Source organism: Candidatus Binataceae bacterium (assembly GCA_035650475.1).
Lineage (GTDB): Bacteria > Desulfobacterota > Binatia > Binatales > Binataceae > JAKAVN01.
Map to the genome: position 1 here is coordinate 1 of DASRHP010000014.1, position 25,168 is coordinate 25,168.

Below are 25,168 nucleotides of genomic sequence, written 5' to 3' on the forward strand. Positions count from 1 at the left end.
CGACAGCTCGCGGCCGGAGAAGCCGTAGAAGTCGGCGATCGTATGGTCGGTGCCGAGCAGCGAGTCCGACTTCACCTGCGCCGAGATGCGCCGTACGCGCCGCAGGGTCGGGATATAGGCCCAGCCGTCGTCCTCGCGATGGGGATCTTCGTAGCGATAGACGATGAAAGCGGTGCCGCGGATATCGAACGGGGTGTAGAAGCCGGTGAACTCCTTGAACTCGAACTGTTTCGCATCCGGCACCGGCAGCGTATGGCTCTCGAGCTGGGCGAGGTGGGTGAAGTAGACCCGGCGATAAAAAGCCGACATCGTACGCTCAAACTCGCCGCCGCCGCCATAGATCTGCTTCATCTCGTCCGCGGTCGGCACGTGGTAGTTGAGGTTCTCGATACCCGAAGCCTGGAGCCAATCGCTGGGAGGATCCGACCACGTCGGGATTGTGTGCGAGCCGCCGAAACGCATCAGGGTAACCGGCGGGATCGTGAACAGTCCGAAGTTCTGCCAGCGCCATTCAAAGTTCCACGCCGCCTTCCATCCCGCGTCTGGGTCGCTCTCCTTAATCGCCGAGTTGGGGAAAGGTTGACCACACACGTAGTTGGCCAGGGTGTGGTCTGCGTTCAACCGCACCTGGCTCTGATACTTCTCGGTGCAGTCCAAGTAGTCCTTGCGCGGGGTGTGATCGACGTAAGGGCCGATCTTCATCTTGAACTCGGGAAAATTGAGGAACTCGATATACCCCGGCCACATGAAGGGCTTGATCTTGGTGTCCAGATCCGCCGCCGTAAGCACGTCGCCCGGTTTGAAATCGGGCTTGGCGTCCTTGTACTTGTTGAACCAGTCCATGAAGGTTTGGATGGTGTAGGTCTTGACCTGGTCGGGGCTGTTCACCGCCCGGGCCGCTCCCGCCGGCAAGGAAACACTGACGGCTAACGTCAGGGCAGCTACCGCCAGCCACCACGGCCTCGCGGCGGCTCTGCCATGCGGCATCGATTTGCGTCGCACGATATTCCTCTCCTTACGTGTTTAGGCGCCCCCAAAAGTCGAGCTGGTCGAATCGACTAAAGATCGGCGCGAACCTTTAATGCCAAGCTCCCTTGCAGACTTACACACACTCGCGCGCGCTCAGATTCTCCATCCGCCGTCCGCGCCGAGCAGATGCGTCGCTATGTGGTTAAGACTGTCAGCCGCCGTGTAGCGGACCATCGGTTCCTGCTCCGGAACCATCACCAGCAGGGTTGCGATGCTGCTGGAGCTGCCGATGCGCCCCAGCGCCCAGGCGACTTCCGCGCGCACCGTCGGGTCATTGTGGTCGCGCAGGAGCCCGCTGAGGAGCGCGGCATTGCGCTCGTTGCCGGTGGTTGCCAGCGCCTTGATCGCCGCCAGCTGGACATTGGCGTATGGTGAGTTAAGGCCGCTGAGGATGACGGCGGCGCCGACGTCCTGGCCCAGGTCTTCGAATAGCTGTGAAATCTCCAGGCGCGTCACGTCGTCCGAGTTGGCGAGCGAATTCTTAAGGTACTCCGCTCCCATCGAATCGCCGTAATGCGTCAGCGCCGCGGCGGCGCCGATGCGCACCTCCAGCTTGTGATCCGTCAACGCCTGCTTGAGCAGCGGCACCGCCGACGGATCATTGGCGAAACCCAGCGCTACGGCGGCCACCGCGCGCGCGTTGGTGTCCTGCGAACGATCGAAAACGACCTGGCGCAGATACGCAACTCCGGATTGATCGCCGAGCAGCAGCAGGGAGCGCGACGCCATCACCCGATCGAAGGCGTCGTAGTCCTTTGAGTTGTTCAGCACCTCGTGCAGCAGCGGCAGCGCCTTGCGATTGCCCAGCGAACCCAGGCTCTTGAGCGCCCCCAACCGCACCATCTTGTCCTTGGAATGGGTCGCCTCCATCAGGACCGTGACCGCGCTGGGATCGGTGGCCGCGGAAAGGCCCTCGACGATGATGCGCCGGTCGAAGGGCTGGGCGTGATAATAGAGATCGCTCAGAATTTCCACCGACTTGCGGTTGCCGTCCTGGCCCAGCCCGTCGGCCACCGCCATCTTCACGCTCAGGTCGGGATTGTTGTTGAAGGCGTCGAGCAGCAGATGGACGCCCTCGTCCTCACCACTTCCGGCGAGCGCGCTGGCGGCGAAGCACTTCTCGAAGATGTCGTGTTCCTTCAATCCGCGGCGCAGAACGATGAGCGAAAACTGCTGCAAGGCGATGAGGCCGGGAGTGTTGTTGAAGCGATAAGTCGCGTTGAGCCTGGCGGTCGCCTCGGACAGTTTGCCCACCTCGACCAGGTTGCGAATCGCAACCATGGAAGGGTCCCTGATCGCCGCCGCGACCATCCGGCTGTGTTTCGCGTGCCGAACCAGCGCCACGCTTGCGACGCCTGCCACCGCCAGCACGACCACCAGGAGCGCCCGCCGTCCCGACCCGCGCATCAGTCCCTTGCGGCCCTCCCCGCCGCCCTTGCTCACGGTCCTTGCCATCCGAATGTGCGGGGCCCGGCCCCGGGCCGGGCCCCGTTTACCTCTGACTCCGCTCTATTCCCCTAGAAGCGATAACGCAACCGGGTCCAGAACTCGTCCATCACGTTACGCTCGGCGCCGCCGGCCTGCATGTGCGCAGGGCCGAAGACGCTCTCACTGTAGGGCGCATCCTGCGGCGGCTGGAGACCGCCGAAGGCCCGCTGTTGGAACAGCGCGTTGGGTCCGACGTTGTGCTGATGCGATTTGCCGAGGAAAGCGTCGACGCCGATGGTCGCCGACCAATGGTCGCTGATCAGCCATTCGGTGTTGCCGCCGATCGTCGCGTCGGTACCCTCGGTGCCGAAGGCCGCAAAGATGAGCGGGATGATCTGATCACGGTAGTAGTGCGTCTGGGTGAACGCGGTGAAGGTGAAGTCGTTCACGCCGGTCACGATCCCGTCCTTGCCGCCATTCTCGCTCTTCTGCCCCGGATAGTAGGTCTCATAGAGCTGGAAGCTGCTGAAGAAGGTCCGGTCCGGGTTGAGGAACTTGATAAAGTGCGGACGGTCGAAACCGATGACGTACTGGAGAATGTCGCCGTTATGCGTCCAGTCGAGATAGTCGGTGTTGTTGAGCAGCGCGTTGTGCGTCCACGACGATTCCACCCGGATGACCACGCCCGTGTACGGCTCGAAGTAGTCGGCCGAAAGTCCGAGCGTGTTCGCCCGATGGTAGCGAATCTCGGCGCCGCCGCCGAACACGCAGTTGTTGAGGTAATTCTGCGGCGCAACGTTTTTGGCGAGGTGGATGCTGCTCGGGTCGGTCGCTATGAACGGCAGTCCCCCGCCGCCCGGGCCGAAGATCGCCGGATGGCCGGCGCTGATATTGGCCATCGCCGCGCATCCCGGCAGCGTCGGCACCGCGTCGAGGTTCGTCAGCACGAAGGTCGGCGTATCGCGGATACCCCAGTAGTCGGTCAACGCGAAGCGAATCGCCGGATGCGGGAGCTGGAAATCCCACTTCATGCCAAGGCCGGTGTTGCGCAGCCGCCAGTCGGGCACGCGCTCGCGAACCAGGCCGAAGTTGACGAAGTTGGGATTACAGCTTCCCGGCGTCGGGCTGCCGCCGCACAGTCCGGCGTCGAACAGGCTGTTGTCGAAAGCGAACGCCCGTTTCTGCTCGCCGAAGTTGACCGCCCACGGCTGCCCGCCCACACCCAGGCCAACCGGATTGAACTCGTCAAAGTTCCAGATCAAGTTGCCGGCCACGTCCTGCAAGCCGAGGATGTCGCCGAAGCGGTGCTGCAGCCAGGCGCTGAGCTGCGGGATACGGGTATCCTCAAACGGCTCGATGAAGAAGTGCTGGGAGAAGTCAACCGGGTTGACGATGTCCTGAAGCCGGAAGAAGTCGGCCTTACCCCAGACGATCTGTTGCTTGCCCAAACGCAGCAGGTTGGCGCCGAAGAAATCCCAGCGAAAATCCAGGTAGGCCTCGCGCACCGGGTAGTAGATCAGGTTGCTGTCGTCGCGCTCGAAGCGCAGGTTGCTGACCGTCTGCTCGACGTTGATGCAATGCCAGCATGACCACGGAACACCGTTGACGTTGTTGATGAATCTGATGTTCTGCGACACTGGCATCAGAAAGGCGAAGTCGCGTGCGACCACCCCGTTGAAACGCCGGGGGTCGTAGCCGAACGCGTTGAGCAGCGCCACACCGCCGCTCTTGGCGAACGGCTGGGTGAAGGGCGAAAAGCCGATGCCCGAAAACCCCGTGGTGTGGTTGCCGAAGCGGTCGGTGACAATGTCGTAGGCGCCTTCATATCCCGGCCGGATGTCCATGAAGTAGTTGACCGAGAAGCTCGAAAGCGGCGGGAGCCCTCCGAAAGTCGGGATGGCAGCGTCCTGAAGGAGCGCGCCCGAGGGCTGGAGGTCGATCCGATTGCGGATCGACGCCACATGATAATCGGTTACGAAATTCTCGTTACGGATGATCTCCTGATTTTCCACGTAGCCGTGGAGTCCGAAAGTGCTCGTGACGGTCTCGCCAAATGACTCGGCGTAGACCGGCGCGCCGGGCCAACACTCCACCCAGGCGAACGCCGCGGCCAACATCCACAATCCCACCCAGAATCTTTTCCAGCCTGCGTCCATTTAGTTACCCCCGAAGTTTAGAGACCGGCCATCCATACCCGCGACAGCCACAGACCGACCTCCTGTCAACTCACTCCTCCCTTTGCCTCCGCTTCCAGCTCCTTCTCGATCAACTCGAGGTCCTCGTCTGAGATCTCCGCACCGCGCTCGACGAACTTCGGCCTGAAGATCGAGAAGATCGAAGGAACCAGGGTGATTGCCGACAGCCAGTGCGTGATCATCAGCAGAGCCAGCAGCATCGCCATTTCCGCCGAGAACCGCAAATCGGACATCCACACCCACGGGATCACGCCGCCGACCAGCGTCGTCGCGGTGAACGTAACCGCCATCCCCGACGTCTGGATGGCGCGTTTGATCGCGCGCTCGTGATCGTGCAACCGCCCGTACTCGCGCTTGATCCGGTCAACCACGTACAGAATGTAGTCAACACCGATTCCCATACCGACCGCAGTCACCGGCAGGGTATTGATGTTCATGCCGATGCCTTTAAGGCCGATATAGAGGAAGCTGACGATACCGGCGGCTACCAGCGTGATCATGACCATCCCGCCGGCCACGAATGACATGTAGCTGAACGCCACCAGCGCAAAGACCACCAGCACGATAAGGATGGTGCTCACACGGTCGGAGTAGGCAACCTCGTCATTGAGGGCGGCGGTGGTGCCGATGGTGCCGCCGGCGAGCACGAACTTGACGTGCTTGAGCGGATGGGCGGCCGTAAACAGCTTGGTGCGGTAGATCGCCTCGTCGATCGTAGTACCCTTGGCGTCCTTGTAGAACACTACGAACTGGCCGTCCTTGGCGTGGTAGTCCATGTACTCGAGGATGACGCCGGGCACGGCCGCGTTGGCCTCATACATGAACGTCATGTTGCCGACGCCGTCGGAGGTCGGCGGCAGCACCGACCATTTCGGATCGTTGAAGTGGTAGAGCCGGTTGACGCTGCGGACCAGGGTTGGCAGGTCGCGCGTGTCGCCGGCCTCGGGCTGTTGCAGCATGTAATGCCGCAGGTTGTCGAGCGTTCTGAGGACGTGGACGTTCTTGAGGGCGTCGTCCTTGTCACCCTGGAGATAGATAACAAGCTGGTTGGAACCGGCGAAATCGCGGTTGATTGCGCGCGAAGAGACGTTGAAGTCGGAGTTGCGGAAGAGCAAGGGCGAGCCAGACTCGGTTTCGCCGATCTGCACCGAGGACGCCTCGTACGCACCGGCCAACACGATGAGACCGGAGAGGATGAAGACGACCCAGCGCCCGCGCGGGCTGGTGCAGCTCTCGCCCACCCATTCCAGCATGTCGTGCATCCACTGCGGCACGTAGTGCGCGGTCTTCTTGGGCGTCGGCAGCACGTCGAGCATCAGTGGGATGAGGAGCAGAATCGCGAAGATGTTGGAAAAGCCCCAGAAGCTGGCAAAGAAGGCGAGCTTGCGCACGAGCGGAATGGTCGCCACGGCCAGGACCAGGATGCCCGCGGCGTCAGCCAGGACGCCGATTCCGCCCGGCAGCAGCAACTCACCCATCGCGATCGCGACCGCGTGATGCTTGTCGCCGGTCGCTTCCAGCTCCTCGAAGTAGCGCTCGACCATCTGCACGCCGTGGCTGGCGGCGCGTGCCGAAACCAGCAGTGGGATGACAAGCACCAGCGGGTCAAGGTTGTAGCCGAGGATACCCAGGAAGCCGAGGCCCCAGATAGCCTGCACGATCGCGCCAAATACGGGCAGGGCGACTCCGTAAAATCGGCGGAAATATATGATCAGGGTGGCGAAGATGAAGAGGAACGTCACCGCGAAGATCTCGGCCAGCTCGCCGGTATAGAACCACACCCAACCCTTGAGCATCGGTTCGCCCGCCGCGTAGAGGACCGTGTTGCCGTCCTCGACGTGCTTTCGAATATCCATGATCTTGCGCTGGATATTGCCGTAGTCGAGGCGCTCCTCATTGAAGCCGGCCAGGATCAGCGCTGCCTTGCCGTCGGTAGAAAGATATTTCCCGTAGACGATGTCGTTGTTGTACATCGACTGTTTGAGCTTCTGTAGCCCTTCGGGAGTGGTTGGAATCGTCGCCGGCAAAGCGGGTTGGGATTGAATGAGGCCGCCAGAAGTCGCTACCAGGTTGCGAATCTTGGCGTGCGCGAGCGAAGCGACCTGGTAATGGTTGACTCCTTCGATTTGGTCAACCTTCTGGGTAACGTAACGAATCTTCTCAAGCGTCTCGTGGGTGAAGATGTCGCCGTTTTTCACGCGCAGCGAGAGACTGACGATATTGGCGCCGCCGAAGGTGGTGCGGAAGTGGTTATAGGCCTTGATGTACGGATGAGCCTGCGGCAATAGATCGGCAAACTGGCTGTACATCTGGACCTTCAACGCGTGATACCCGAAGAAGACCGTGATGACCGTCAACACAATCAACGAGGGCCATCGGTGCCTCAGCGTGTAGCGCGCGATGCCGTGAGTGATACGTTCTGCCATCGGCAGCTGCGATATGTCGTGGTTGGACGGCATTGGTTCAGACCTCTTCAGCAACTCGACAGCGCGCTTCGAACGCTGGAGTGTGTATTCATCAACAAAGCAGCTTGTTTAATTCTAGCCCTTGGCATGCGGCGACTCATTGCCCGCCGCCGCGATCGTGGCCTTGTCAATCATCTGCCACGACGTCCCGCCGTCGTGTGAAACGAGTACGGTCCCCTTTCCTCCGGTCACAATCCCCAGCGAAGCGTCCGGCGAGAACTTGACGCATCGCAACCACGTATAGATGTCCGCGGAGGTTTTCTGGTCCACCGCCCACTTGCCGCCGTCCTGGCGCGCAAGCGTGCCTAGAATACCCACCACCACTGCACTATGCCCAGCGGGGGTGGCCACCGAAAACAGGGTGTTTTCGGTGCCGGTGCGTACCGCCTTCCAATTCGCACCGCCGTCATTCGTTTCAAGAATGAGACCGCCGGTGCTCGCGATGTAGCCGTTCTGGGGGCTCGTCCACGCGCTGTTGAAAAGGTAAAGATCCTGCTCGGTCAGCTTCGGGATACCAAGTAGGTAAGCCTCTTGCGGCGTCACGTTCTGGAAGTAGGTCGGCAGGTCTGTAACCTTGTCCATTTCGGTCCAGGTCTTGCCCCCGTCGGTGGTCTTCTTGATCACGCCGAATTCGCCGACCACCCATCCAGTCGTATCGTCGAGGAAAGTAACGCCGTTGAGCGTCTCGTCCTTGTGCAGACTCTGATCGACCCAGGTCTTGCCACCGTCGGCCGAGTGAATCAGCGTGGCTTCAGGGCCCACCGCCCAAATCTGGCTGGGATCCTTTCCGCGCGCGATTGCGAGAAGGTTCTGATCAACAGCCTTTGGCACATCCGCCTTTTCCCAGGTCTTGCCGCCGTCGGTGGTGCGCAGGACCAGGCCGTCTTCGCCGACGACCACGCAATCGTTAGGCCCGGAAGCACTCGCCGCAAAGAGAGAAGAGCGAGTGGGAGTGGGCTGCATCTCAACCTTGGAGCCGTTGTCGGTGATCTTGAGGATGGTGCCGTAACTGCCGACCACCCAGGCGTTGTCCTTGTCGGCAACGGCCGCTCCGTAATAATCCTCGCGCACCGGCAAGGGATAGCCTTCCGCCTTGGTACCCACGCGCTGCTCTATTTCCCGCTTCTGCGCCTGGCCCTCACATCCGGCAGCAAGCCCCGCCAGAATCAACGCCGCAGCTACGGACAAGGCAGCTTTTCCACCCCTGGTGATAAGCTTGTGACTCAAAATGCTACCTCGCAAATCCTCGGAGTCACCTCTGCGCATGAGTGATGCCACACGTGCGCGCCGACGGAGTGAGGCGGCTCCTCAATATAGTTTGCCGTATCCCTAACCGGCCTTGCTTTTTTCTGTTCCTGCTAAACTCCCGGAACCGGCGGAACTTGTCCAGCATTGAGCAGGACAATGCTCCTCCCGGCCGGATTCCGGGTGGGACGCTTTTAAGCGCTATTCACGCCGAATGTCAAGCCTCACTCGTGCCTCAAGCATACGTTTGTTTACAGCGGCCCCGTCCGCTCAATGACCGGACCCGCTCGCCGGTTCAAATTGACCCCGACTCAGCCTCAGTCTGCGCCCGCCTGGGGCGCTCGCGTCGTCCGCATGCATCAATAAGCGCACCGGTGCGAATGCGTCGCCAACCCGAAGCCGCTGTTCAGTCATCCGTCCGCTTACTTGATCTCGACGCTTATCTGGCGATAGAGCCCGGGCCCCAGGTTGACCAGGCGGCGCTCGACCCCGCCCTGCTGCCAGCGCACGTCCTTGACCACGCGGTTCTCCTCGATGACCCGCTCGGCGCCCGAGGATGCGCGCTCAACGACCTTGACCTTCCCCGGATCGACGACGAAGACGGCGGCGTCACGCTCCGCGCGCTCCATCGCAGACTCCTGGCCTGGGGCGAGGGTCGTCTCCACGACCCGCATGCGGTCGTTCTCCAGGACGCAGATGCTCCCCGGCTGAACTTCCGTCCCGACCAGGGCTTCGCAGATGGTAAAGGAGCCGCGGCTTTGGCCCGGGCGCGCCGGCCGCTTGATTTCGATCAGAGCCTCGCGGAACGGCGTGCGATCGACATTGACGAAGCTCTCGGTGCCGCCTGCCGGAATGTAGTACACCGAGCGCTCGCGGCCAGCGAAGGTGTACGTGCCGTGGTCCTTGTCGTCGACGCGCAGCTCGGCGCCGCCGGTGATGTAGAGCACGTAGTCATTGGAATGATGGTGGAGCCCGCAGGTCTCGCCCGGGCCCACGTCCATCTCCCACACCCGTACGTCCTGGTTCTCGAAAAGCGACCGCGTAGCAATCTGAGTCAACGGATATTCGCTCTCAGGCATTGTCGAGTCCTCCATCTTTCCGCACGCGTGCTGGGATTGCGATGAGGCATATAGCACGGCGCGCGGCGGGCGAGAATGGCGCGAGCGTGCGGATTGCCTGCCTGCCGGTTTCGTGTTAGCGAAGGGCGCGCGTGCTGCCCGCGGCGCGCCGCTTGGCTGAGGAGGAACTGTCGATGCCGTATGCGGACAACCACGGAACCAAAATCTATTACGAGCGGTGGGGAAACGGTGGCCTGCCCATCGTCTTTCTCCATCCGTGGTCAACCAACGGCTACATCTGGTACTACCCGCTCTTCCATTTCGCCCGCGGCCGAGCCTGCGTCACGCTTGACCATCGCGGCCACGGCCGCTCCGATAAGCCGCTGACGGGCTATTCGATCCAGGAGCACGCCGCCGATACGGCCGCGGTGATGGCTGCGGCGGGAATCGACAAAGCGCTGGTGGTCGGCAATTCGATCGGCGGTATGATCGCGATGCAGCTCTGCCTGGATCATCCTGAGCGTGTCGCCGGAATGCTCATCCTGAGCAGCGGCACGGCGCTGTCCGAGAGCATGCCGCGCGAGGCGATGGAGGCGATGATGCGCGACCGCGACGCTACCTTCAGCCAGCTCCTCGAAGGGACGCTCTCAGCGCGCAGCAAGCGTGAGCGCCCGGAGATCCTCGATCTGATGAAGTCGCAGTTTCAGATCGAGGCGAATTTTCCGCGCCACGTCTTCGCTTCCGCCGCCAAGGACCCTAACGGCGTTTTCAACTGGAACATCAAGAGCAGACTGGGCGAGATCCGCCGCCCCACACTGATCATTGCTGGCGACGAGGACAACGCGACGCCGGTCGCGGCCAACAAGCTGCTCGCCGACAACATCCCGGGCGCCAGGCTCAACGTGGTCAAAGAGGTCGGGCATTTCTACCAGCTCGAACGCCCGGCCGAGTTCAACGCCGCACTGGAGGAGTTCATCCGCAGCCTGCCGCATTAGACGCGGCGCTCGACGGCAAGCCCCAGACCGCACCAGCGGCGCTGAGGCATGACGCGCACGAGGAGGATCGTTTACAGCGAAACGTGGGCCCGCCATTTTGGCCCGCGTCACGGAAGGAACCGAACCTATGGCAATGGATTTTGGCATTTTTTACGAAATCGAGATGGCGAAGCCCTACGGGCCACGCGCCGAGTATGAACTGTTTCAGCAGGTCATCGCGCAAGTGATAGAGGCCGAACGGGTGGGCTTCTCCCATTTCTGGACCGTCGAGCATCACTTCCTCTCCGAGTTCGCCTACAGCTCGGCGCCCGAGGTGCTCTACGGCGCGATTTCCCAGCGCACCAGCAAGATCAAGATCGGCCACGGCGTGCGCCTGCTGCCTTTCCCCTACAACCATCCGATCCGGGTGGCGGAGATGGGCGCGACGCTCGACCTCCTGTGCGAGGGCAGAATGGAGTTCGGCACCGGGCGCTCGGTGACGCGCGACGAGCTCGAGGGCTTCGGCATCAACCCCAGCGAAACCCGTGCGCTATGGGACGAAGCGCTCGACATCGTGGTCGGTGCCTGGACCAACGAGGTCTTCTCGTGGGAGGGACGTTACTTCAAGATTCCTCCGCGCGAGGTCATCCCCAAGCCGTTCCAAAAGCCCCATCCGCCGCTGTGGTGCGCCTCGACCGGGCCCGAAACCCATGAGATCGCCGGACGCAAAGGACTCGGCCTGCTTTCGTTCACGCTGCTGGTCGATCCGGAGGAACTGAAGCGGCGTATCGGGATCTATCGCGCGGGGCTCGCCCAGGCCAAGCCGGCTGGCAAGTTCATCAACGACCGCGCCGCCACCTTCACCATGGTGCATTGTGCCGAAACCAACAAGGAAGCGCGCGAAAACGCCAGGGCGGCAATGGAATGGTACGCGCGCAAGGCCTTCGAGGCGGTCGCCTCGGTCGGCATCTGGCAGTCGGGCAAGACCGACATGGGCACCTACGACTACCTCAAGCAGATGCTCAATGTGGATCCGGCCACGATCAACTTCGACCACATGGAGCAGAACGACATGATCATCTGCGGCGACCCCGACACTTGCATCAAGAAGGTCAAACGCTACCAGGAGGCGGGCTGCCAGCAACTACTGTGCTTCATGCAGATTTACAACATCCCGCACCAGAAGATCATGGATTCGATCAAACTGTGGGGCCAGCACGTCATTCCGTATTTCAAGTGAGTCGTTCGCGCCGGGCGCGTCGGCGCGGGGCCCTGACACGAGGCAATCGTCATGGCGGGAGATAAATCCGCTCCTCCTCCGGAGTCCCTGATCCGTGAGCTTTCCTCCTTTCCGCTGCTCAGCGCGATGTTCGGGCGGCGCGCGCGGCGCTTCGGGCTGGGGATGACGATCCCCGATGGCCCGCTCGCCTACCAGTCGTCGCATCCCCCGCTCGCGCTGAGCGAAACCGAGCGGATGCTGCTGGTGCTGTGCGGCGCCGGGATCAATGGGTGGAACACCGGAATGGAGCATACCGCGGCCGGCGAGCCGGACACCGGATGCAACTATCCCGTGCGGCTGCTCGGCCGTACCTTTCCCAGTGGCGCGGCGATCTACGCCTCCGAACTGATCTTCAGCGACGACGACGGCACCTGGCTTACCCGCCTGCGCGACCTTGACGCCGACGACCTGCTCGGCGGTCAGGCGCCGACCGACTTCGCCGCGCTGCTTAACCGGGTCAAGCAGCACTGCGTCCAGCTCGCCCCCGGGCGCGTCACCGTGCCCGCCCAGCCGCCGCATACCAGCGCGCACAACCTGTGGAACGCCAACAAGCCGGGCACCACGCTCTTTGCGCCAGTGATCGATCTGACGCAGCAGATGATGGACCTGATGGCGGTCTATCTGGGGATGGGGTTTACGCCGTTCGATCCGCAAAACGGCCGGGTCTGCGGCAACCTCGACCGCTTCATCCGCGCCGGCCTGCTCGACGGTGCAAAGCGCTTCTCGATCTTCGAGTTCGACCAGTATTGCCTCGCAACCGGCGCGATGGAGCTGGCGCTCATCTGCTACAACATCGTGCTCGCAATGCAGGCGATGGGCCTGGGCGGATGGATGTACACGGGGATCAATCCGGCCAGCCTGATGGGCGCGTTCGCCGCCAACGGGATTTCCGGGCTCGGTTTCCGCTTCGTCCGCGACGAGCGCTGGGCGCTACCCAACCCGGTCGGGATCGACAAGCATTTCGAGGGGCTATGCCCGCCTTACTGCGCCGACATGCGCGAGGCGGTGCGAAAATTCGTCGATCTGAAGTTCGGGCCCGGCGGCGCCTTCGACCCCGAACGCGCAGGCCCATATCGGGAGAACTCGCGGGTCAAGGCGCGCGTGGAGCGCTACAGCTCCGACTTCATCGAACTGATGGGCGAGGTCGCCCAGTATATCCACGACACCTTCGGTCGCTTTCCCGCCTCGGTGCCGAGCTTTTACATGCGGGTGTACACGCAGGCTCAGCACTGCGAGCTCGAATTTTATGACAAGTTTTTCGCCGGTGACTTCTACCTCGATACCCATGCCGCTCACATGACCAAGTGGCATGGCGGCGAGAAGTAGCGGAGCCGAGCCCGATCGCCAGGAGTAGAGAGTTGGCAGCCAGTTCACGAAGAGGCAGAAAATGGACCGCGCTCGCGTCAGCCTTCGCCGTTCTGTTCGCGCTCGGCGCCTCGCGCGCCGCCGCGCAGGACGTTAAGAGCTACAATCGGGCGACCGTCGATCAGTGGCTGAGCAAATACGCAAACGCCAAACCCGACTTCAAGCCGGGCGACGTCCTCACCAGCAAGGACCTCGAACGCATCCGCCCTTTCATCCCGCCCGGATGGCTGGAGCAGCTTAATTTCCCCGAGTTCAGGATGGAGATCATGGCGACGGCCGATCATACGCCGCGCAAGGATTTCCAGGAGTGCACCGAGAGATACCAGGCGCAGGTGCGCCTCAATGCTGACGGCTCGCTGGCCAACTACGTCTGCGGACAGCCGTTCCCGAATTCGGCGCTGAGCGTCTCCGATCCCGCCTCCGGCATCAAGGCCGCCTGGAATTTCGAGTACCGATGGCAGAACTACGGCCCGTTCTCGCTCAACTTCCTCTTCATCTCCGACACCTTCGGCGGGAACCACACCGGCCAGGCGCCCAACGTTATCGAGGGACCGCCCCAAAGCTGGATCGGCGGAATCAAGTATGCGGGCAAACTCCCGACTGACGCGGCCAAGTACTACGGCGGAGGCGGCTCGTTTAGCCGCATCCTGAGCAGTTTCTACCGCCGCGTTTACTTCAGCCATCTCGCGCCGCGCGCCGACCACGGCGGCCTGCTCGACACCGAGAACGCCAAGGAATTCCTATGGAAGGAGTTCAGCGGCTTCTTCTCGCCCTACGACGTCCGCGGCCAGGTCTTTGTCACCTACCGTTACGCCGACCCCCATCGCGCCGACGACGCCTGGGCCTACGACCCCCAGTTGCGCCGCGTGCGGCGCATCTCGGTCGAGGTCAAGTCGGACTCGGTCGAGGGCACCGATACCACCCAGGAGGACTTCTATAGTTTCTCCGGCCGCCCGCTCCACTGGCACTGGAAGTTCCTTGGCTTCAAGGACCTCCTTGCGGTGCTCGACGCACGCGAGGATTACGCCCATCTGTTCGGCCCCAACGGCGAAATCCCCAACGACCGCTGGTCGTTGCGCCGCTTTGCGGTGATTGAGCGCACCCCGGTCGAGGCGCACCATCCCTACTCCGGCGTCGTGATGTTCTGGGACGCCCAGAACTGGCATCCCTGGATGTCAATGGCATTCGACCAGCACGGCAAGCTCTGGAAGCTGTGGGAATTCACCTCGCGCTGGAGCGAAGACTTCACCGACTTCGCCGACATCAACCACGGCGTGCGTTCGGTGATGCTGATTGAGGAGAGCGTGGTTGACGTGCAAAACAGCCGCGCCACAATCTTCACCGGCTACGGCAGCGGCTATCCGACCGCCCACGCGGCCAACGTCGATCAGCTCTTTGACATCAGCAAGCTTGAGCAGATGCATCGTTGATGCTTGTCGCACGGCCCAGCCGTGCCCTTCGGCGCGGCGGGCGATAGCAAGGCTGTCAGGAGGTGGCTCCAATGGCGCTTAATCTCAAGGGCAAGGTGGCGCTCGTGACCGGCGCCAGCTCGGGTATCGGGCGGGCGACGGCGCTGGCATTTGCACGCGAAGGCGCGCGGGTTGCAGTGGCCGACTACGCCGCCGAGGGCGGCGAGCGCACGGTCAAGGAGATCGCAGCGGCAGGCGGCGAGGCGATTTTCATCAACGCCGACGTCTCGAAGACCGCCCAGGTCCAAGCGATGGTCAACCAGGTCGTCCAAACCTGGGGCCGGCTGGACTGCGCGCACAATAACGCCGGGATCGAGGGGCGCGCGGCGTCGCTGGTCGATTGCACGGAGGAAAACTTCGACCGCACGATCGCGATCAACCTCAAAGGCGTGTGGCTCTGCATGAAGTACGAGATCATGCAGATGCTCAAACAGGGCGGCGGCGCGATCGTGAACACCGCCTCGGTTGCCGGACTGGTCGGTTTCCGCAACCTCTCCGCCTACAATGCCTCCAAGGGCGGCGTTGTGATGCTCACCAAGACCGCAGCGCTCGAGTACGCGCAATCGGGAATCCGGGTCAACGCGGTATGCCCGGGCGTGATTCGCACGCCAATGGTGGCGCGGCTTATCGATTCCAGCCCGGCCTACAACGAGAAGGACCTCGAACAGGGCGAGCCCGTGGGCCGGATGGGCAAGCCGGAGGAAATAGCCGAAGCGGTGGTGTGGCTGTGCTCGGACGCGGCGTCGTTCGTCACGGGACTGCCGATGGCGGTGGACGGCGGCTGGGTCGCACAGTAGGCCGCCCGCGCGTCAAGGACTTCTTCCTTCCCCCTTCCCGTTCAGGGGAACCGGGGGCCAGGTTGGACCGGTCGCCATCGCGAGGTCCTCACCGTACGCTGAGCGCGACCCGCCCCAGCGACCCGAAATCGGCGACCACCTCCGCCGAGCCGGAGACGAAGTGGAGCCCGGTCCAGGTGCCGGTCGCCACGATGTCGCCCGGGCGCAACGCGCGACCGCGCCGGGCGAGATCGTTGGCGATCCAGGCGAGCCCGTCGAATGGGTCGCCGAGCGTAGCCGCGCTCGCGCCTTTTGCGCGCACTGCTCCGTTGACCGAAATCGCAACCTCGTGAGCGGCTAAATCCAGTCGCCGCCAATCCGCTATTCCGCGCCCCACGACCAGCCCGCCGTGGAAGCCGTTGTCGGCGATGATCTCCTCGATCCGCGCCGCCTTCCATCGCGCGATGCGCGTGTCGCAAATCTCGATCGCGGGCCACAAAGCGGCAACCGCAGCGGCGACCTCGGCACGTTCATAAGGGGCGGCGCGCGCCGGCAGCCCCGAGCGCATCGTGAAGGCGAATTCCGCCTCCACGCCCAGCGTGAAAAAATCTTGCGACGGCACTTCCGCAGGCGAATCGAGGCGTCCGGGGGCGAAGATCAGCGCGGTAAACGGCCCTTGGGCTTTGACCAGCGCCTGCGACTCCTTCGAGGCGCATCCAATCTTGTAACCGACCACCGGCAGGCCGCATCGGCGCGCGAAGGCCTCCTGGATCGCGTAGGCATCGTCCACCGAAAGCGACGCGCCGCTCGGCGGCAATCGCTCAAGCAACAGGCGACGCGCACGCGCCGCAACGAGCACCTCAACCGAAGCCTGGACATCCGGGGGGCTGATCATCTTCGAACAGTACTGATAGCACCGCGCGTCGGTCCCTGCACAGCTTGCCCGGCGCGGCGGCTTCGTGCCAACGTCGCGCAGGGGATGGGGCGCGCTTGAACCACCGCGAAGAACGCATCGACGTCCGCGGATGCACGGTGCCGACACTGATCGGGGGCGGCGGCCCGGCGCTGGTCTTACTGCATGGCGCCGGCGGAGCGGGACAGTGGTTCGAATTTCACGAACGGCTCGCTCAGCGCTTCACCGTGTACGCCCCGCTTCATCCGGGATTCGGCGGTACGCCTCTGCCCTCCTGGGTCAAGGAGGCCGAGGACCTTGCACTCCACTATGTTGACTTCATCCGCGCAATCGCAGCGGACAAGCCGCTGGTCATCGGGCTCTCGCTCGGCGGGTGGATCGCGACGGAGCTTGCCGTCTTTCGCTCTGATCTGATGAGTGGCCTTGTCCTGGCAGGCGCGCTTGGGGTACGTCCCGAACGTCCGACTCCCGACCTGTTCATCATGGATCCGATGGAAGCAGTGGGCTACCTGTTCGCCGATCCGGCCAAGGCCATCGCTCTGATGCCGCAGGGCGCGGCGGTGGACGGAATTGTGCGGATGTGGGAGGAGCAAGCGGCTGTCGCACGCCTGACCTGGAGACGGCCGTACAATCCGCAGCTGCACCGCCGGCTCCATCACGTGCGCGTGCCGACGCTCGTAGTCTGGGGCGGCAAGGATCGGCTGATCTCGCCCGAGCACGGGCGGATGCTGGCGCGCGAGATCAAGGGCGCGTGTTTCGAGCTGATAGAAAGCTCGGGCCACGCCGTCGCGATCGAGCAGCCGACCATGCTGGCCGACACGATTGCGCGCTTCGCCGACGGTATCGCGCTTGCGCCGCCGCAGCCGGCGGGCGATCGCCGCTGAGTACCGCGCGCGCCGGGAGGCAAGGATGAAGCTGTTCTTTTTCCACTTGATGCCGTGGCCGTTCATCCCCGATGACTTCCAGAAAACCTGGCGCAGCTCGTGGGTCGTACTGCCCAACTCGCTCTACGACCCCGCGATCGGCCATCGCGTGTACGGCGAGTATCTCGACCAACTCCAGTTCGCCGACGAGGTCGGCTTCGACGCGGTCTGCGTCAACGAGCATCACCAGAACGCCTACGGCACGATGCCCGCGCCGAACATCATCGCCGCGATGCTCGCGCAGCGGACCAAACGCGCGCAGATCGCGATCCTCGGCAACGGGATCTGCCTGCGTGAGAATCCGCTGCGGGTGGCAGAGGAAGTCGCGATGATCGACGTTATCAGCGGCGGACGCGTCATCTCGGGCTTCGTGCGCGGGATCGGATGCGAGTATTACTCGCTCGGCCTCGACCCCACCTTCTCGCGCGAGCGCTTTTTCGAAGCCCACGATCTCATTATCAAGGCGTGGACCGAGCCAGGGCCGTTCGAATGGGACGGCGAGCATTACCGCTTCCGCTACGTCAACGTGTGGCCGCGGCCTCTCCAGAAGCCGCATCCGCCGATCTACTGCCCTTCGCAGGGCTCGACCGAGACGATCGCGTGGGCCGCCGAACATCGCTACCCCTACATCATGACCTTCACTCCGCTCGACGTGCTGGTGCGTTTCTACGACATGTACCGCGAACTCGCCGCGCGCAAGTTCGGCTACGAGGCCGGCCCCGAACTGTTCGGTTGGACCTCGCAGGTGTACGTCGCCAAGGACGAAAAGACCGCGCTCGCCGAGGCGCGGCCGCATCTGAAGTACTTCGCCGAGCGATGCTTCGCGATACCCCCGCAGATGCTGATGCCGCCGGGCTACACTTCGGCGGCCTCGCTCCGGCGCTTCATCGAGGCGCGCGGCACTGCGGGCTCGTTCTTCGACGTTGACAACCTGCTGGCGAGCGGCGAGACGCTGATCGGCACGCCCGAGCAGGTCGGCGAGCGACTGGTGCGCAACATGGGACGCGCGGGCGCGGGCATCTTCATGGGCGCTTTCCAGGTCGGCGACATGCCGCACGACAAGGTGATGCGCAACGTCGAGCTGTTCGCCGACAAAGTGATGCCGTACCTGCCCGGCGCCAGCGCCGCGCCGCCGCGCCCGGAGCAAGCTTCAACGGGATCTAAACGGATGGAGACCAGCAAATGATCTACGAGTTGCGCGTGTATCATTGCCTGCCGGGACGCCTACCCGATCTGCTCAGGCGCTTCGAAACCGTAACAATCCGCCTGTTCGAGAAGCACGGGATCCAGCAGCTCGGCTTCTGGACGGTGGCTATCGGCGAATCCAACGCCGACCTGGTTTATATCCTGAAGTGGGATTCGCTTGCCGATCGCGACGCGCGCTTCGGCGCCTTTCTGCGCGATCCCGAATGGATCGAGGCGCGCCGCCTGAGCGAGGCCAACGGCCCGCTGCTCTCGTCGGTTTCCAACTCGATCCTGACACCGACTTCGTTCTCGGCCGCGCGATGACGATGCGCGTTCAGAGGCCGGGCCCGCGCGCGCCGCGCGTTGCCCGCCGGATCATTGAACCATGATGAAGGACATCCTGCTGCCGACCACGGTGGTCGGGAGTTACCCGCAGCCGGACTGGCTAATCGACCGCGACAACCTGCGCAAGCGGGTGCCGGTGCGATGGCGCGCGCGCGAGATGTGGCGCGTCCCCGATCAATGGCTAGAACAGGCACAGGACGACGCGACCGTCGTCGCCATCCACGACATGGAACGCGCCGGCGTCGATATCATTTCCGACGGCGAAATCCGGCGCGAGAGTTATTCCAACCGCTTCGCCAACGCGCTCGGCGGCGTCGATCCCGACCGCCCCGGCCAAGGGCTCAACCGTCGGGGCAAACCCGACGTAGTGCCGTTGGTCAACGGGAAGATCCGGCGAATCGCGCCGGTCGAGGTGCGTGACCTCGTTTTTCTGCGCGCACATACGTCGCGAATGACCAAGATCACTATTCCTGGCCCCTTCACGATGTCCCAGCAGGCGCAGAATGCCTATTACCCCGACGACGAAGCGCTGGCGATCGACTATGCGGCGGCGGTCAACGAGGAGATAAAGGATCTGTTCGCGGCCGGCGCCGACATCGTGCAGCTCGACGAGCCCTACATGCAGGCGTGGCCGGACAAGGCGCGCAAGTTTGCCGTGCGCGCACTCAATCGCGCACTCGAGGGAGTTCGCGGCACCACCGCCGTCCACCTCTGCTTCGGCTATGGCCATTACGTCAAGGACAAACACGAGACCGGCTACGCGTTCCTGCGCGAGCTCGAGGAATGCACCGCCGACCAGGTGTCGATCGAGGCGGCGCAGCCGAAACTCGACTTCTCCATCCTGAACGAGCTGCCCTCGAAGACGATCATGCTCGGCGTGCTCGACCTCGGCGACCCGCGGGTCGAGAGCGCGGAGACCGTCGCCGAGCGGATTCGCGCGGCGCTCAAATTTGTGCCATCCAGGCGGCTCGTTATCGCGCCCGATTGCGGGATGAAGTATCTCGAGCGTGGCGTCGCGTTCGCCAAGCTCAAGGCGATGGTGGACGGCACGCGGATCGTGCGCGCCGAACTCGGCCGCTGATCGCGCGCAGGCAGCCCCGCATCTGACCGCTCAAAGGCGCGCCCCGGCTATTCGACGACAACCGGAATGCGCACTTCGAAGTTCGACGCGACCGGCTTGCCGTCCTTCAACGCCGGAGAGAAGCGCCACCGCCTGAGAGTCCGCAGCAGGAGATCGTTCAGCTCCGGATACGGCGTCGCCTTGACCAGTGCCACCGTCGCGCTGCCGTCTGACGCTACGGTAAAGCGCGCAACCGCGATCGTATTGAGCGGGTTGCTGCGCAGGTCCGCGGGAATCTCTGGCAGCGGAGTGTACAGCGCCTGCGCGCCCTCGCTCGCGGCGCCAAGCCCGCCTGCCGCGCCGGTGCCGCCTGGCGCTGACCGTTCGGCCGGGGGCGTTGACGGTGCGGCCGAAGGAGCGGATGGAACGCCGCTTGGCGGCCCGGCCGCAGCGGGAGTTCGCGCGGCGAACGACTTCCGCTCCTCCCTGAGTTTCGGGTGATGCGCGGCACGGAGATGGCGCGGTTTTACGGCTTTCGCGCCTCGCGCGACGCTTGAAGCATGCGTCATCCGCACGGGGCTCGCTGCGGGCGGGCCAGGCGCCGACGGCGGCATCGCGATCGGCGGGATAACGCGGATCTCAACATACGAAGCCCTTGGAATGATCGTGCGGCCGACCCAGCGGTCGAGCACAAAAATCATCAGGGCTACCAGCGCCGCTGCGGGAACGCTCCACGGAAGCAAACGCCAGGGATTTGCGGGCGGAGGCGGCGCGAGGGCAGGCAGCGACGGGCGTCCGGCGAGCCGTACGGTGGCGCCGTCTTCCCGTTCCCTCATCGCGTATGCGAGCGGATTTCGCATCGGAGCCGTAACTGACCTATGCTTGCGTGGCGACGCGCCGCTCACGGCACCCGAGCGCGAGCTTATCAAATCGAGGCGCGTCCGGCGCGGTGCCTGCGCGCGCGCAAAGCCGCACGCGGGCGGCGAGCCCACATGAAGAAGACGTGCAGATGGCGATTGCAGGTGGCCGCGCTGGCCGTCCTTGTTTTTGCCCTCGCGCATGTCAGCGCCGTGCATGCCCAAGCCACCGGTGGACGCCCTGCGCTGATGGGCATGGTCAAGGATTCGCTTGGCCGTCCGCTCGAGGGCGTGCTGGTCCAACTCGATGCGCGCAGCGGCGCGCGCGTAGCTACGACGCGCAGCGAGGCTTCCGGCGCCTTTTCGTTCGAAGCACTGCCGCCGGGAACTTACGCGGTAGTGGCGCACGCGCGCGGCTTCAAACCGGCGATCGCAATTGCCACGGTCGTGGCCGGTCGCGCCGCACGGGTGCAACTCTCGATGGAGTCTCAAGAGCCGCTCAGCCTGAAACTGAGCGCTCCACGCCTGCGCCCCGCGCGCAACGCGGTCGCGCCAGGCGGCGTTACCGCCTATCACTTCAGCCAGCAGGCGATTCGCGAACTGCCGCTGGGCGAAAACGGCACCGTGAACCAGGTCCTCCTCCAGGCGCCGGGAATGATCCAGGACTCGACCGGTCAGCCGCTGCCGCGCGAGATGGACGACGCCCTGCAATACCGGATCAACGGCGTAATGATTCCCAACGTCCAGGTGCTCGACCTGGGACAGCTCTCGCCGCGCTTCGCCGAGAGCATCGACGTCCTCACCGGCGCGCTCCCGGCTGAATACGGCTACCGCACCGGCGCGGTGGTCGACATCCATACCCGCAGGGGCGAGATTGCCAACGGCGGCAGCGTCGGATACTTCGGTGGCCAGCGCGAAACGGTCCAGCCGAGCTTCGAATACGGCGGCTCACGAGGCGGCCTCGACTATTACGCAACCGGCTACTTCCTCCACAACGTTCGCGGCGTGAATCCGCCTACGCCTGGGCCCGATCCACTCAACGACTTCACCAATCAGGGCGGGAGTTTCTTGTATCTCTCGGATTTGCTCAACACCGACACCTCGATCAGCCTTATCGGCGCAAGCTTCGTGCACGATTTCGGATGGCCGGCGACACCCGACCAGCCGCAGGTCTTCGAGCTCTCCAATGTCCCGGTGTACCCCTCGGCCCACGTTTCCGACACCGAACTCGAACAGACCCATTTCGGTATCCTTGCGCTGAAAGGGGTGGCGCCCGGCGGCATCGATTATCAGCTCTCGCTCTTCAGCCAGTACTCGTCGTTGAGCTTCCACCCCGATTTTGCCGGGGAGTTGATATTCAACGGTCTGGCCGCGCGCGTCTTCCGCAGCAGCTTCGTCAACGGTTCGCAGGGCGATGCAAGCTGGCACCTCGGCACCCAACACACGCTGGGTTTTGGTTACTACTTCGATGTCGAGAACGCCGAGATTGACGACCACGCCTATACCTTCCCAGCGATCGACGGCGTTCAGACCAGCACCCTGCCCTTTCTCATCGTCGACAACCACAACCTGATGCAGTCGATGTACGGACTGTACGTCCAGGATCGATGGCAGCCGCTGGCCGGGCTGACCGTCGATTGTGGCGTGCGTTGGGACGAACTTGTGGGATTCATCGGCGGCGGGCAGGTCAGTCCGCGGCTGGGCGCGAGCTACCAGCTCGATCGAGCTACTACGTTGCACGCAGGCGCGGCGGTGTATTTCGTTCCTCCACCGACCGAATTTCTCGCCACTGAAGACATCGACCGCTTCGTCAATACCACCGCCGAGCCCGGGATTTTGAGGAACTCGCCGCCCAAGCCAATGGCCGACTACTTTTTCGATCTTGGGATGCGCCACCGCTTCTCATTCGGACTTCAGCTTGGGGTTGACGGATTTTTCGAGCTTGAACGCGACGTTCTCGACGAGGGACAGTTCGGTAGCTCCCTCATCTTCGCTCCGATTAACTATCGGCTCGGGCGAATCTACGGCGCCGAGGCGACCGGCTCGTGGCAACTGCGGGACAGCCTCTCAGCCTATGTCAATTTCACTTATACCGTGGCGCAGGCGAGCCAGGTGGTCAGCGGCCAGTTCAATTTCGACCCCCAAGAGTTTTCCTACATCGCCAGCCACTATATCGCCCTCGACCAGGGCCAGCTCTTCACCACGTCGGCCGGGCTAGCCTACCGATGGCACGGCTTCGTGGCGACCAGCGCCATAACCTTCGGCAGCGGATTACGCACCGGCTTTGCGAACACGGCGATGATGCCGTCGTACACGCAGGTGGACGCGAGTATCGGGCGAACCTTCGATGGGGTTCCGATGGTCGGCCGGGTCGACGCCCGCGTAAGCGTTGTCAACCTCCTCGACCGCATCTACCAATTCCACAACGGTTCCGGAATCGGAGTGGGCAGCGTCCCGCAGTACATGTCGCGACGCGCGCTCTACTTCAATTTCAAGGTACCGCTGCCGGGCGCAAGCCAGGGAGCGCCGACGCCCTAACCCCGGAGCGCCGGAGCTTAAGCTCCGGCGCTCGCCCCTTGGTCCACGGCGCCCGGACAGTCCGGCGAGCCGTCGGGCGCCCGCGCCCCTACTTCATCCACGACGGCAACTCGTCCTTCAACAGCGCCATCGTCGGGAATGCATAGTCGCCGGTCAGATAGAATCCGTACTGCCGGAACACGTTCTTCGTCATGATGTCGGTCGCGAAGGACAGCCACAGATTGACCGGCCCGACGTGGGTCATAAAAGCCGGCCCCACTCCGAGCTCCTGAACCTCGGAGCCATGGACCGTCAGTCCGCCGATATCCGGCGCAGACAGCGACTGGGTGTAGGTTACATGGAAGCCCGCCTTCAGGTCCTTCAGCACCGGAAACAGAAACGCGTTGTTGAACACGATCGAATCCCCCGGCGAGAAGGTCGTAAAAGCGCCCAGGGTTTTCACCAGCGGGGCGGGCGTCGGAAACTGATCGTTGGCGCTGAATACGTGGCTATAAATCAGATCTTCCTGCCATTCTGAACCTGCCAGCGGCCCGAAATTCTTGCCGAGATAGGTCCATCCGATGAAAGCCGGCGTGATCGACCATGCGTTTCCCCCGGTATTGAAGGCGTCGCCCTTGTCGTAAGCACCGGAGGGAAATCCGATCAACGGCGATATATAGGCGGTCGGCTTGACCCAGTCCTCATACTTCCAATGCTGGTAGGAGATACCGATTCCGAGCGGAGTCCACGAGATATCGCCGAATCCGCCGCCGCCGACTCCGATACCGACCGGTTCACCCGAGTCGACGTGCACGGTCTGGTAGTTGAAGAACATGTCCGAACTCAGGGTGATGTGGTTGCTGAACGGCTGCCAGGGGTAGAAATACACCCACTGGAACAACATCACTAAAGCGTCCAGCTGATGGTTTCCTGGTACCTTTTTACGATTGGTTCCCGACAGCGATTTTCCGACGTTGTAGATTGGCGCGACCTGGAAAGCCTGCACATCCTCGGCGCTCTCCGGAAAACCGCCATCGAAGAATGGATAATCATAGAAGTTGTACAGGCCGCTGTTCGCTCCGAGCGAAGGGCCGATATCGAGGCCATTCACCGTCAGGTCAGCGTGCCCGTAGGCTGGCCACAAGCAGAGAAGGACGCAGCCCGTCGCTATACTTAGCCATCTGAGCAACGATGATCGTTTCATAAGTCACCCCTCCGAAATGTGATTACGCACTGCGCGTGTTCAATGTACTCTGCGCATCTGTCACCTCCGTGTCGCCCGGCTTTGCGGAACTGTGCTTCTTCCGTCGACACGTTCCAGATTGAAGAACCCGACGGCCGGAGCCGGCGTGTGAACAAGCTCCCTCCTGGGCCTGGCGACCCTGTGATTTAGTGTTCTGGAATCCACAACCGGCCGCCGCCGGTTGCTCAGTTCCCCGTCAGAGATAAATCTTCAGCCGCGAGCTTTGCGCCACATCGTCAACGGAATCGCGCAAATGCCGGGAGACGGCCGAGCGGTGCGGTATCGCCGACAGAATTTGTCTTGTCAGAGCGCTCGCCGCAGCCTTCCACATCTCGTCGGTGTCGTCACGGATCGAAAGCGAGGACTCGCTCATCACCGACTGCCGCGCGACGTCCAACAGCGACATCTGCGCCCACAGGATGAGTCGGCTCTCCTTCTCCACCGCGCCGACGATGACGAACGCAGCGCCCCGCGCCTTTGCCCAGTCCCAGATACAGGCCGGACAGGAGCGGAAGTCCAATGGCGGCGCCTCGTCGGTGCGTCCGCGGTCGAGCAGTGTGAAGGCTCCGCTGTTCGCGACCAGTCGGCGAACCTCCCGGCTTATCAATCGGGCACGCGCTTTATCCTGCTCGACGTCGTAGCGTTCCCCCTCGGGCGCCAGGTCCACCAGGTCAAAATCGGCGACCACCACGGTGGGCGATCGGGCCGTGCCCGGCTGCGGCGCCGCAAGCGCGCGTCTTGCGGGAACCGTCAGCGCAAGCACACAGGCCGCAGCCGCCGTTGTCGGCATCAGGCAGAAGGTTCGCTGGCGAGTTCGGTTCGAGCGATTCACTGCGCAAGCC

Annotated in this window: 20 protein-coding genes; 10 read left to right on the forward strand and 10 right to left on the reverse strand. The window is 63.2% G+C overall.

What is annotated here, in order from left to right:
- The 6 genes from VFB33_17050 to VFB33_17075 all read right to left on the reverse strand — a co-directional run.
- The coding region (locus VFB33_17050) for a DUF1329 domain-containing protein (protein HZO83404.1) at nucleotides 1-888 on the reverse strand (888 nt) is incomplete at its 3' end.
- A gap of 234 nt (nucleotides 889-1,122) precedes the next feature.
- The gene (locus VFB33_17055; GenBank protein HZO83405.1) at nucleotides 1,123-2,472 is read right to left on the reverse strand and encodes a HEAT repeat domain-containing protein; all 1,350 of its coding nucleotides are present in this window, start codon (nucleotides 2,470-2,472) and stop codon (nucleotides 1,123-1,125) included.
- 74 nt (nucleotides 2,473-2,546) lie between these two features.
- On the reverse strand, nucleotides 2,547-4,613 hold the full coding sequence (locus tag VFB33_17060) for a DUF1302 family protein (protein HZO83406.1): 2,067 nt from the start codon (nucleotides 4,611-4,613) through the stop codon (nucleotides 2,547-2,549).
- Between the two features lie 65 nt (nucleotides 4,614-4,678).
- The gene (locus VFB33_17065; GenBank protein ID HZO83407.1) at nucleotides 4,679-7,078 is read right to left on the reverse strand and encodes an MMPL family transporter; all 2,400 of its coding nucleotides are present in this window, start codon (nucleotides 7,076-7,078) and stop codon (nucleotides 4,679-4,681) included.
- Nucleotides 7,079-7,192: 114 nt separating this feature from the next.
- Nucleotides 7,193-8,344: a YCF48-related protein gene (locus tag VFB33_17070; protein ID HZO83408.1), complete on the reverse strand. Its 1,152-nt coding sequence runs from the start codon at nucleotides 8,342-8,344 to the stop codon at nucleotides 7,193-7,195.
- A gap of 440 nt (nucleotides 8,345-8,784) precedes the next feature.
- Nucleotides 8,785-9,441 (reverse strand): hypothetical protein, encoded by a 657-nt coding sequence (locus VFB33_17075; GenBank protein HZO83409.1) that lies wholly within the window; start codon nucleotides 9,439-9,441, stop codon nucleotides 8,785-8,787.
- A 152-nt stretch (nucleotides 9,442-9,593) separates the two neighbouring features.
- Here VFB33_17075 and VFB33_17080 point away from each other — a divergent pair, with 152 nt between their 5' ends.
- The 5 genes from VFB33_17080 (at nucleotide 9,594) to VFB33_17100 (ending at nucleotide 15,304) form a co-directional block, all read left to right on the forward strand.
- Nucleotides 9,594-10,415 (forward strand): alpha/beta hydrolase, encoded by an 822-nt coding sequence (locus VFB33_17080; GenBank protein HZO83410.1) that lies wholly within the window; start codon nucleotides 9,594-9,596, stop codon nucleotides 10,413-10,415.
- A 127-nt stretch (nucleotides 10,416-10,542) separates the two neighbouring features.
- Nucleotides 10,543-11,634 carry an LLM class flavin-dependent oxidoreductase gene (locus tag VFB33_17085; GenBank protein ID HZO83411.1) on the forward strand — a complete coding sequence of 364 codons (1,092 nt, stop codon included), beginning with the start codon at nucleotides 10,543-10,545 and terminating at the stop codon, nucleotides 11,632-11,634.
- A 51-nt stretch (nucleotides 11,635-11,685) separates the two neighbouring features.
- Nucleotides 11,686-12,999: a hypothetical protein gene (locus VFB33_17090; protein ID HZO83412.1), complete on the forward strand. Its 1,314-nt coding sequence runs from the start codon at nucleotides 11,686-11,688 to the stop codon at nucleotides 12,997-12,999.
- Nucleotides 13,000-13,031: 32 nt separating this feature from the next.
- The gene (locus VFB33_17095; protein HZO83413.1) at nucleotides 13,032-14,468 is read left to right on the forward strand and encodes a DUF1329 domain-containing protein; all 1,437 of its coding nucleotides are present in this window, start codon (nucleotides 13,032-13,034) and stop codon (nucleotides 14,466-14,468) included.
- A 71-nt stretch (nucleotides 14,469-14,539) separates the two neighbouring features.
- On the forward strand, nucleotides 14,540-15,304 hold the full coding sequence (locus VFB33_17100) for an SDR family oxidoreductase (GenBank protein HZO83414.1): 765 nt from the start codon (nucleotides 14,540-14,542) through the stop codon (nucleotides 15,302-15,304).
- A gap of 88 nt (nucleotides 15,305-15,392) precedes the next feature.
- Here the strand turns inward: VFB33_17100 and VFB33_17105 are convergent, their stop codons facing one another.
- Nucleotides 15,393-16,178, reverse strand: coding sequence for a fumarylacetoacetate hydrolase family protein (locus VFB33_17105; GenBank protein HZO83415.1), 786 nt, complete (start codon nucleotides 16,176-16,178; stop codon nucleotides 15,393-15,395).
- Between the two features lie 95 nt (nucleotides 16,179-16,273).
- On the opposite strand from VFB33_17105, the gene VFB33_17110 reads away from it, so the two are divergent.
- The 4 genes from VFB33_17110 (at nucleotide 16,274) to VFB33_17125 (ending at nucleotide 19,730) form a co-directional block, all read left to right on the forward strand.
- Nucleotides 16,274-17,080, forward strand: a complete 807-nt coding sequence (locus VFB33_17110) for an alpha/beta hydrolase (protein HZO83416.1) — start codon at nucleotides 16,274-16,276, stop codon at nucleotides 17,078-17,080.
- 25 nt (nucleotides 17,081-17,105) lie between these two features.
- The gene (locus VFB33_17115) at nucleotides 17,106-18,305 is read left to right on the forward strand and encodes an LLM class flavin-dependent oxidoreductase (GenBank protein ID HZO83417.1); all 1,200 of its coding nucleotides are present in this window, start codon (nucleotides 17,106-17,108) and stop codon (nucleotides 18,303-18,305) included.
- Complete coding sequence (locus VFB33_17120) at nucleotides 18,302-18,628, forward strand: NIPSNAP family protein (protein HZO83418.1); 327 nt, start codon at nucleotides 18,302-18,304, stop codon at nucleotides 18,626-18,628. The genes VFB33_17115 and VFB33_17120 overlap by 4 nt, the downstream gene beginning before the upstream one ends.
- A gap of 61 nt (nucleotides 18,629-18,689) precedes the next feature.
- On the forward strand, nucleotides 18,690-19,730 hold the full coding sequence (locus VFB33_17125) for a hypothetical protein (protein HZO83419.1): 1,041 nt from the start codon (nucleotides 18,690-18,692) through the stop codon (nucleotides 19,728-19,730).
- A gap of 47 nt (nucleotides 19,731-19,777) precedes the next feature.
- On the opposite strand, the gene VFB33_17130 is transcribed toward VFB33_17125, so the two are convergent.
- Nucleotides 19,778-20,785 carry a TonB family protein gene (locus VFB33_17130; GenBank protein ID HZO83420.1) on the reverse strand — a complete coding sequence of 336 codons (1,008 nt, stop codon included), beginning with the start codon at nucleotides 20,783-20,785 and terminating at the stop codon, nucleotides 19,778-19,780.
- Here VFB33_17130 and VFB33_17135 point away from each other — a divergent pair.
- The gene (locus tag VFB33_17135) at nucleotides 20,702-23,104 is read left to right on the forward strand and encodes a TonB-dependent receptor (GenBank protein HZO83421.1); all 2,403 of its coding nucleotides are present in this window, start codon (nucleotides 20,702-20,704) and stop codon (nucleotides 23,102-23,104) included. The two genes, VFB33_17130 and VFB33_17135, sit on opposite strands and share 84 nt — an antisense overlap.
- 88 nt (nucleotides 23,105-23,192) lie before the next feature.
- Here the strand turns inward: VFB33_17135 and VFB33_17140 are convergent, their stop codons facing one another.
- Both VFB33_17140 and VFB33_17145 read right to left on the reverse strand, forming a co-directional pair.
- Nucleotides 23,193-24,194 carry a transporter gene (locus VFB33_17140; protein HZO83422.1) on the reverse strand — a complete coding sequence of 334 codons (1,002 nt, stop codon included), beginning with the start codon at nucleotides 24,192-24,194 and terminating at the stop codon, nucleotides 23,193-23,195.
- Nucleotides 24,195-24,522: 328 nt separating this feature from the next.
- On the reverse strand, nucleotides 24,523-25,158 hold the full coding sequence (locus VFB33_17145; GenBank protein ID HZO83423.1) for a DUF2380 domain-containing protein: 636 nt from the start codon (nucleotides 25,156-25,158) through the stop codon (nucleotides 24,523-24,525).
- Nucleotides 25,159-25,168 lie beyond the last annotated feature (10 nt).

Coding starts and splice junctions, on each gene's coding strand:
- VFB33_17060 (HZO83406.1), bottom strand. CDS start 4,613: ATGGACGCAGGCTGGAAAAGATTCTGGGTGGGATTGTGGATGTTGGCC.
- VFB33_17065 (HZO83407.1), bottom strand. CDS start 7,078: ATGGCAGAACGTATCACTCACGGCATCGCGCGCTACACGCTGAGGCAC.
- VFB33_17075 (HZO83409.1), bottom strand. CDS start 9,441: ATGCCTGAGAGCGAATATCCGTTGACTCAGATTGCTACGCGGTCGCTT.
- VFB33_17085 (HZO83411.1), top strand. CDS start 10,543: ATGGCAATGGATTTTGGCATTTTTTACGAAATCGAGATGGCGAAGCCC.
- VFB33_17090 (HZO83412.1), top strand. CDS start 11,686: ATGGCGGGAGATAAATCCGCTCCTCCTCCGGAGTCCCTGATCCGTGAG.
- VFB33_17100 (HZO83414.1), top strand. CDS start 14,540: ATGGCGCTTAATCTCAAGGGCAAGGTGGCGCTCGTGACCGGCGCCAGC.
- VFB33_17105 (HZO83415.1), bottom strand. CDS start 16,178: ATGATCAGCCCCCCGGATGTCCAGGCTTCGGTTGAGGTGCTCGTTGCG.
- VFB33_17115 (HZO83417.1), top strand. CDS start 17,106: ATGAAGCTGTTCTTTTTCCACTTGATGCCGTGGCCGTTCATCCCCGAT.
- VFB33_17120 (HZO83418.1), top strand. CDS start 18,302: ATGATCTACGAGTTGCGCGTGTATCATTGCCTGCCGGGACGCCTACCC.
- VFB33_17125 (HZO83419.1), top strand. CDS start 18,690: ATGATGAAGGACATCCTGCTGCCGACCACGGTGGTCGGGAGTTACCCG.
- VFB33_17135 (HZO83421.1), top strand. CDS start 20,702: ATGAAGAAGACGTGCAGATGGCGATTGCAGGTGGCCGCGCTGGCCGTC.
- VFB33_17130 (HZO83420.1), bottom strand. CDS start 20,785: ATGCACGGCGCTGACATGCGCGAGGGCAAAAACAAGGACGGCCAGCGC.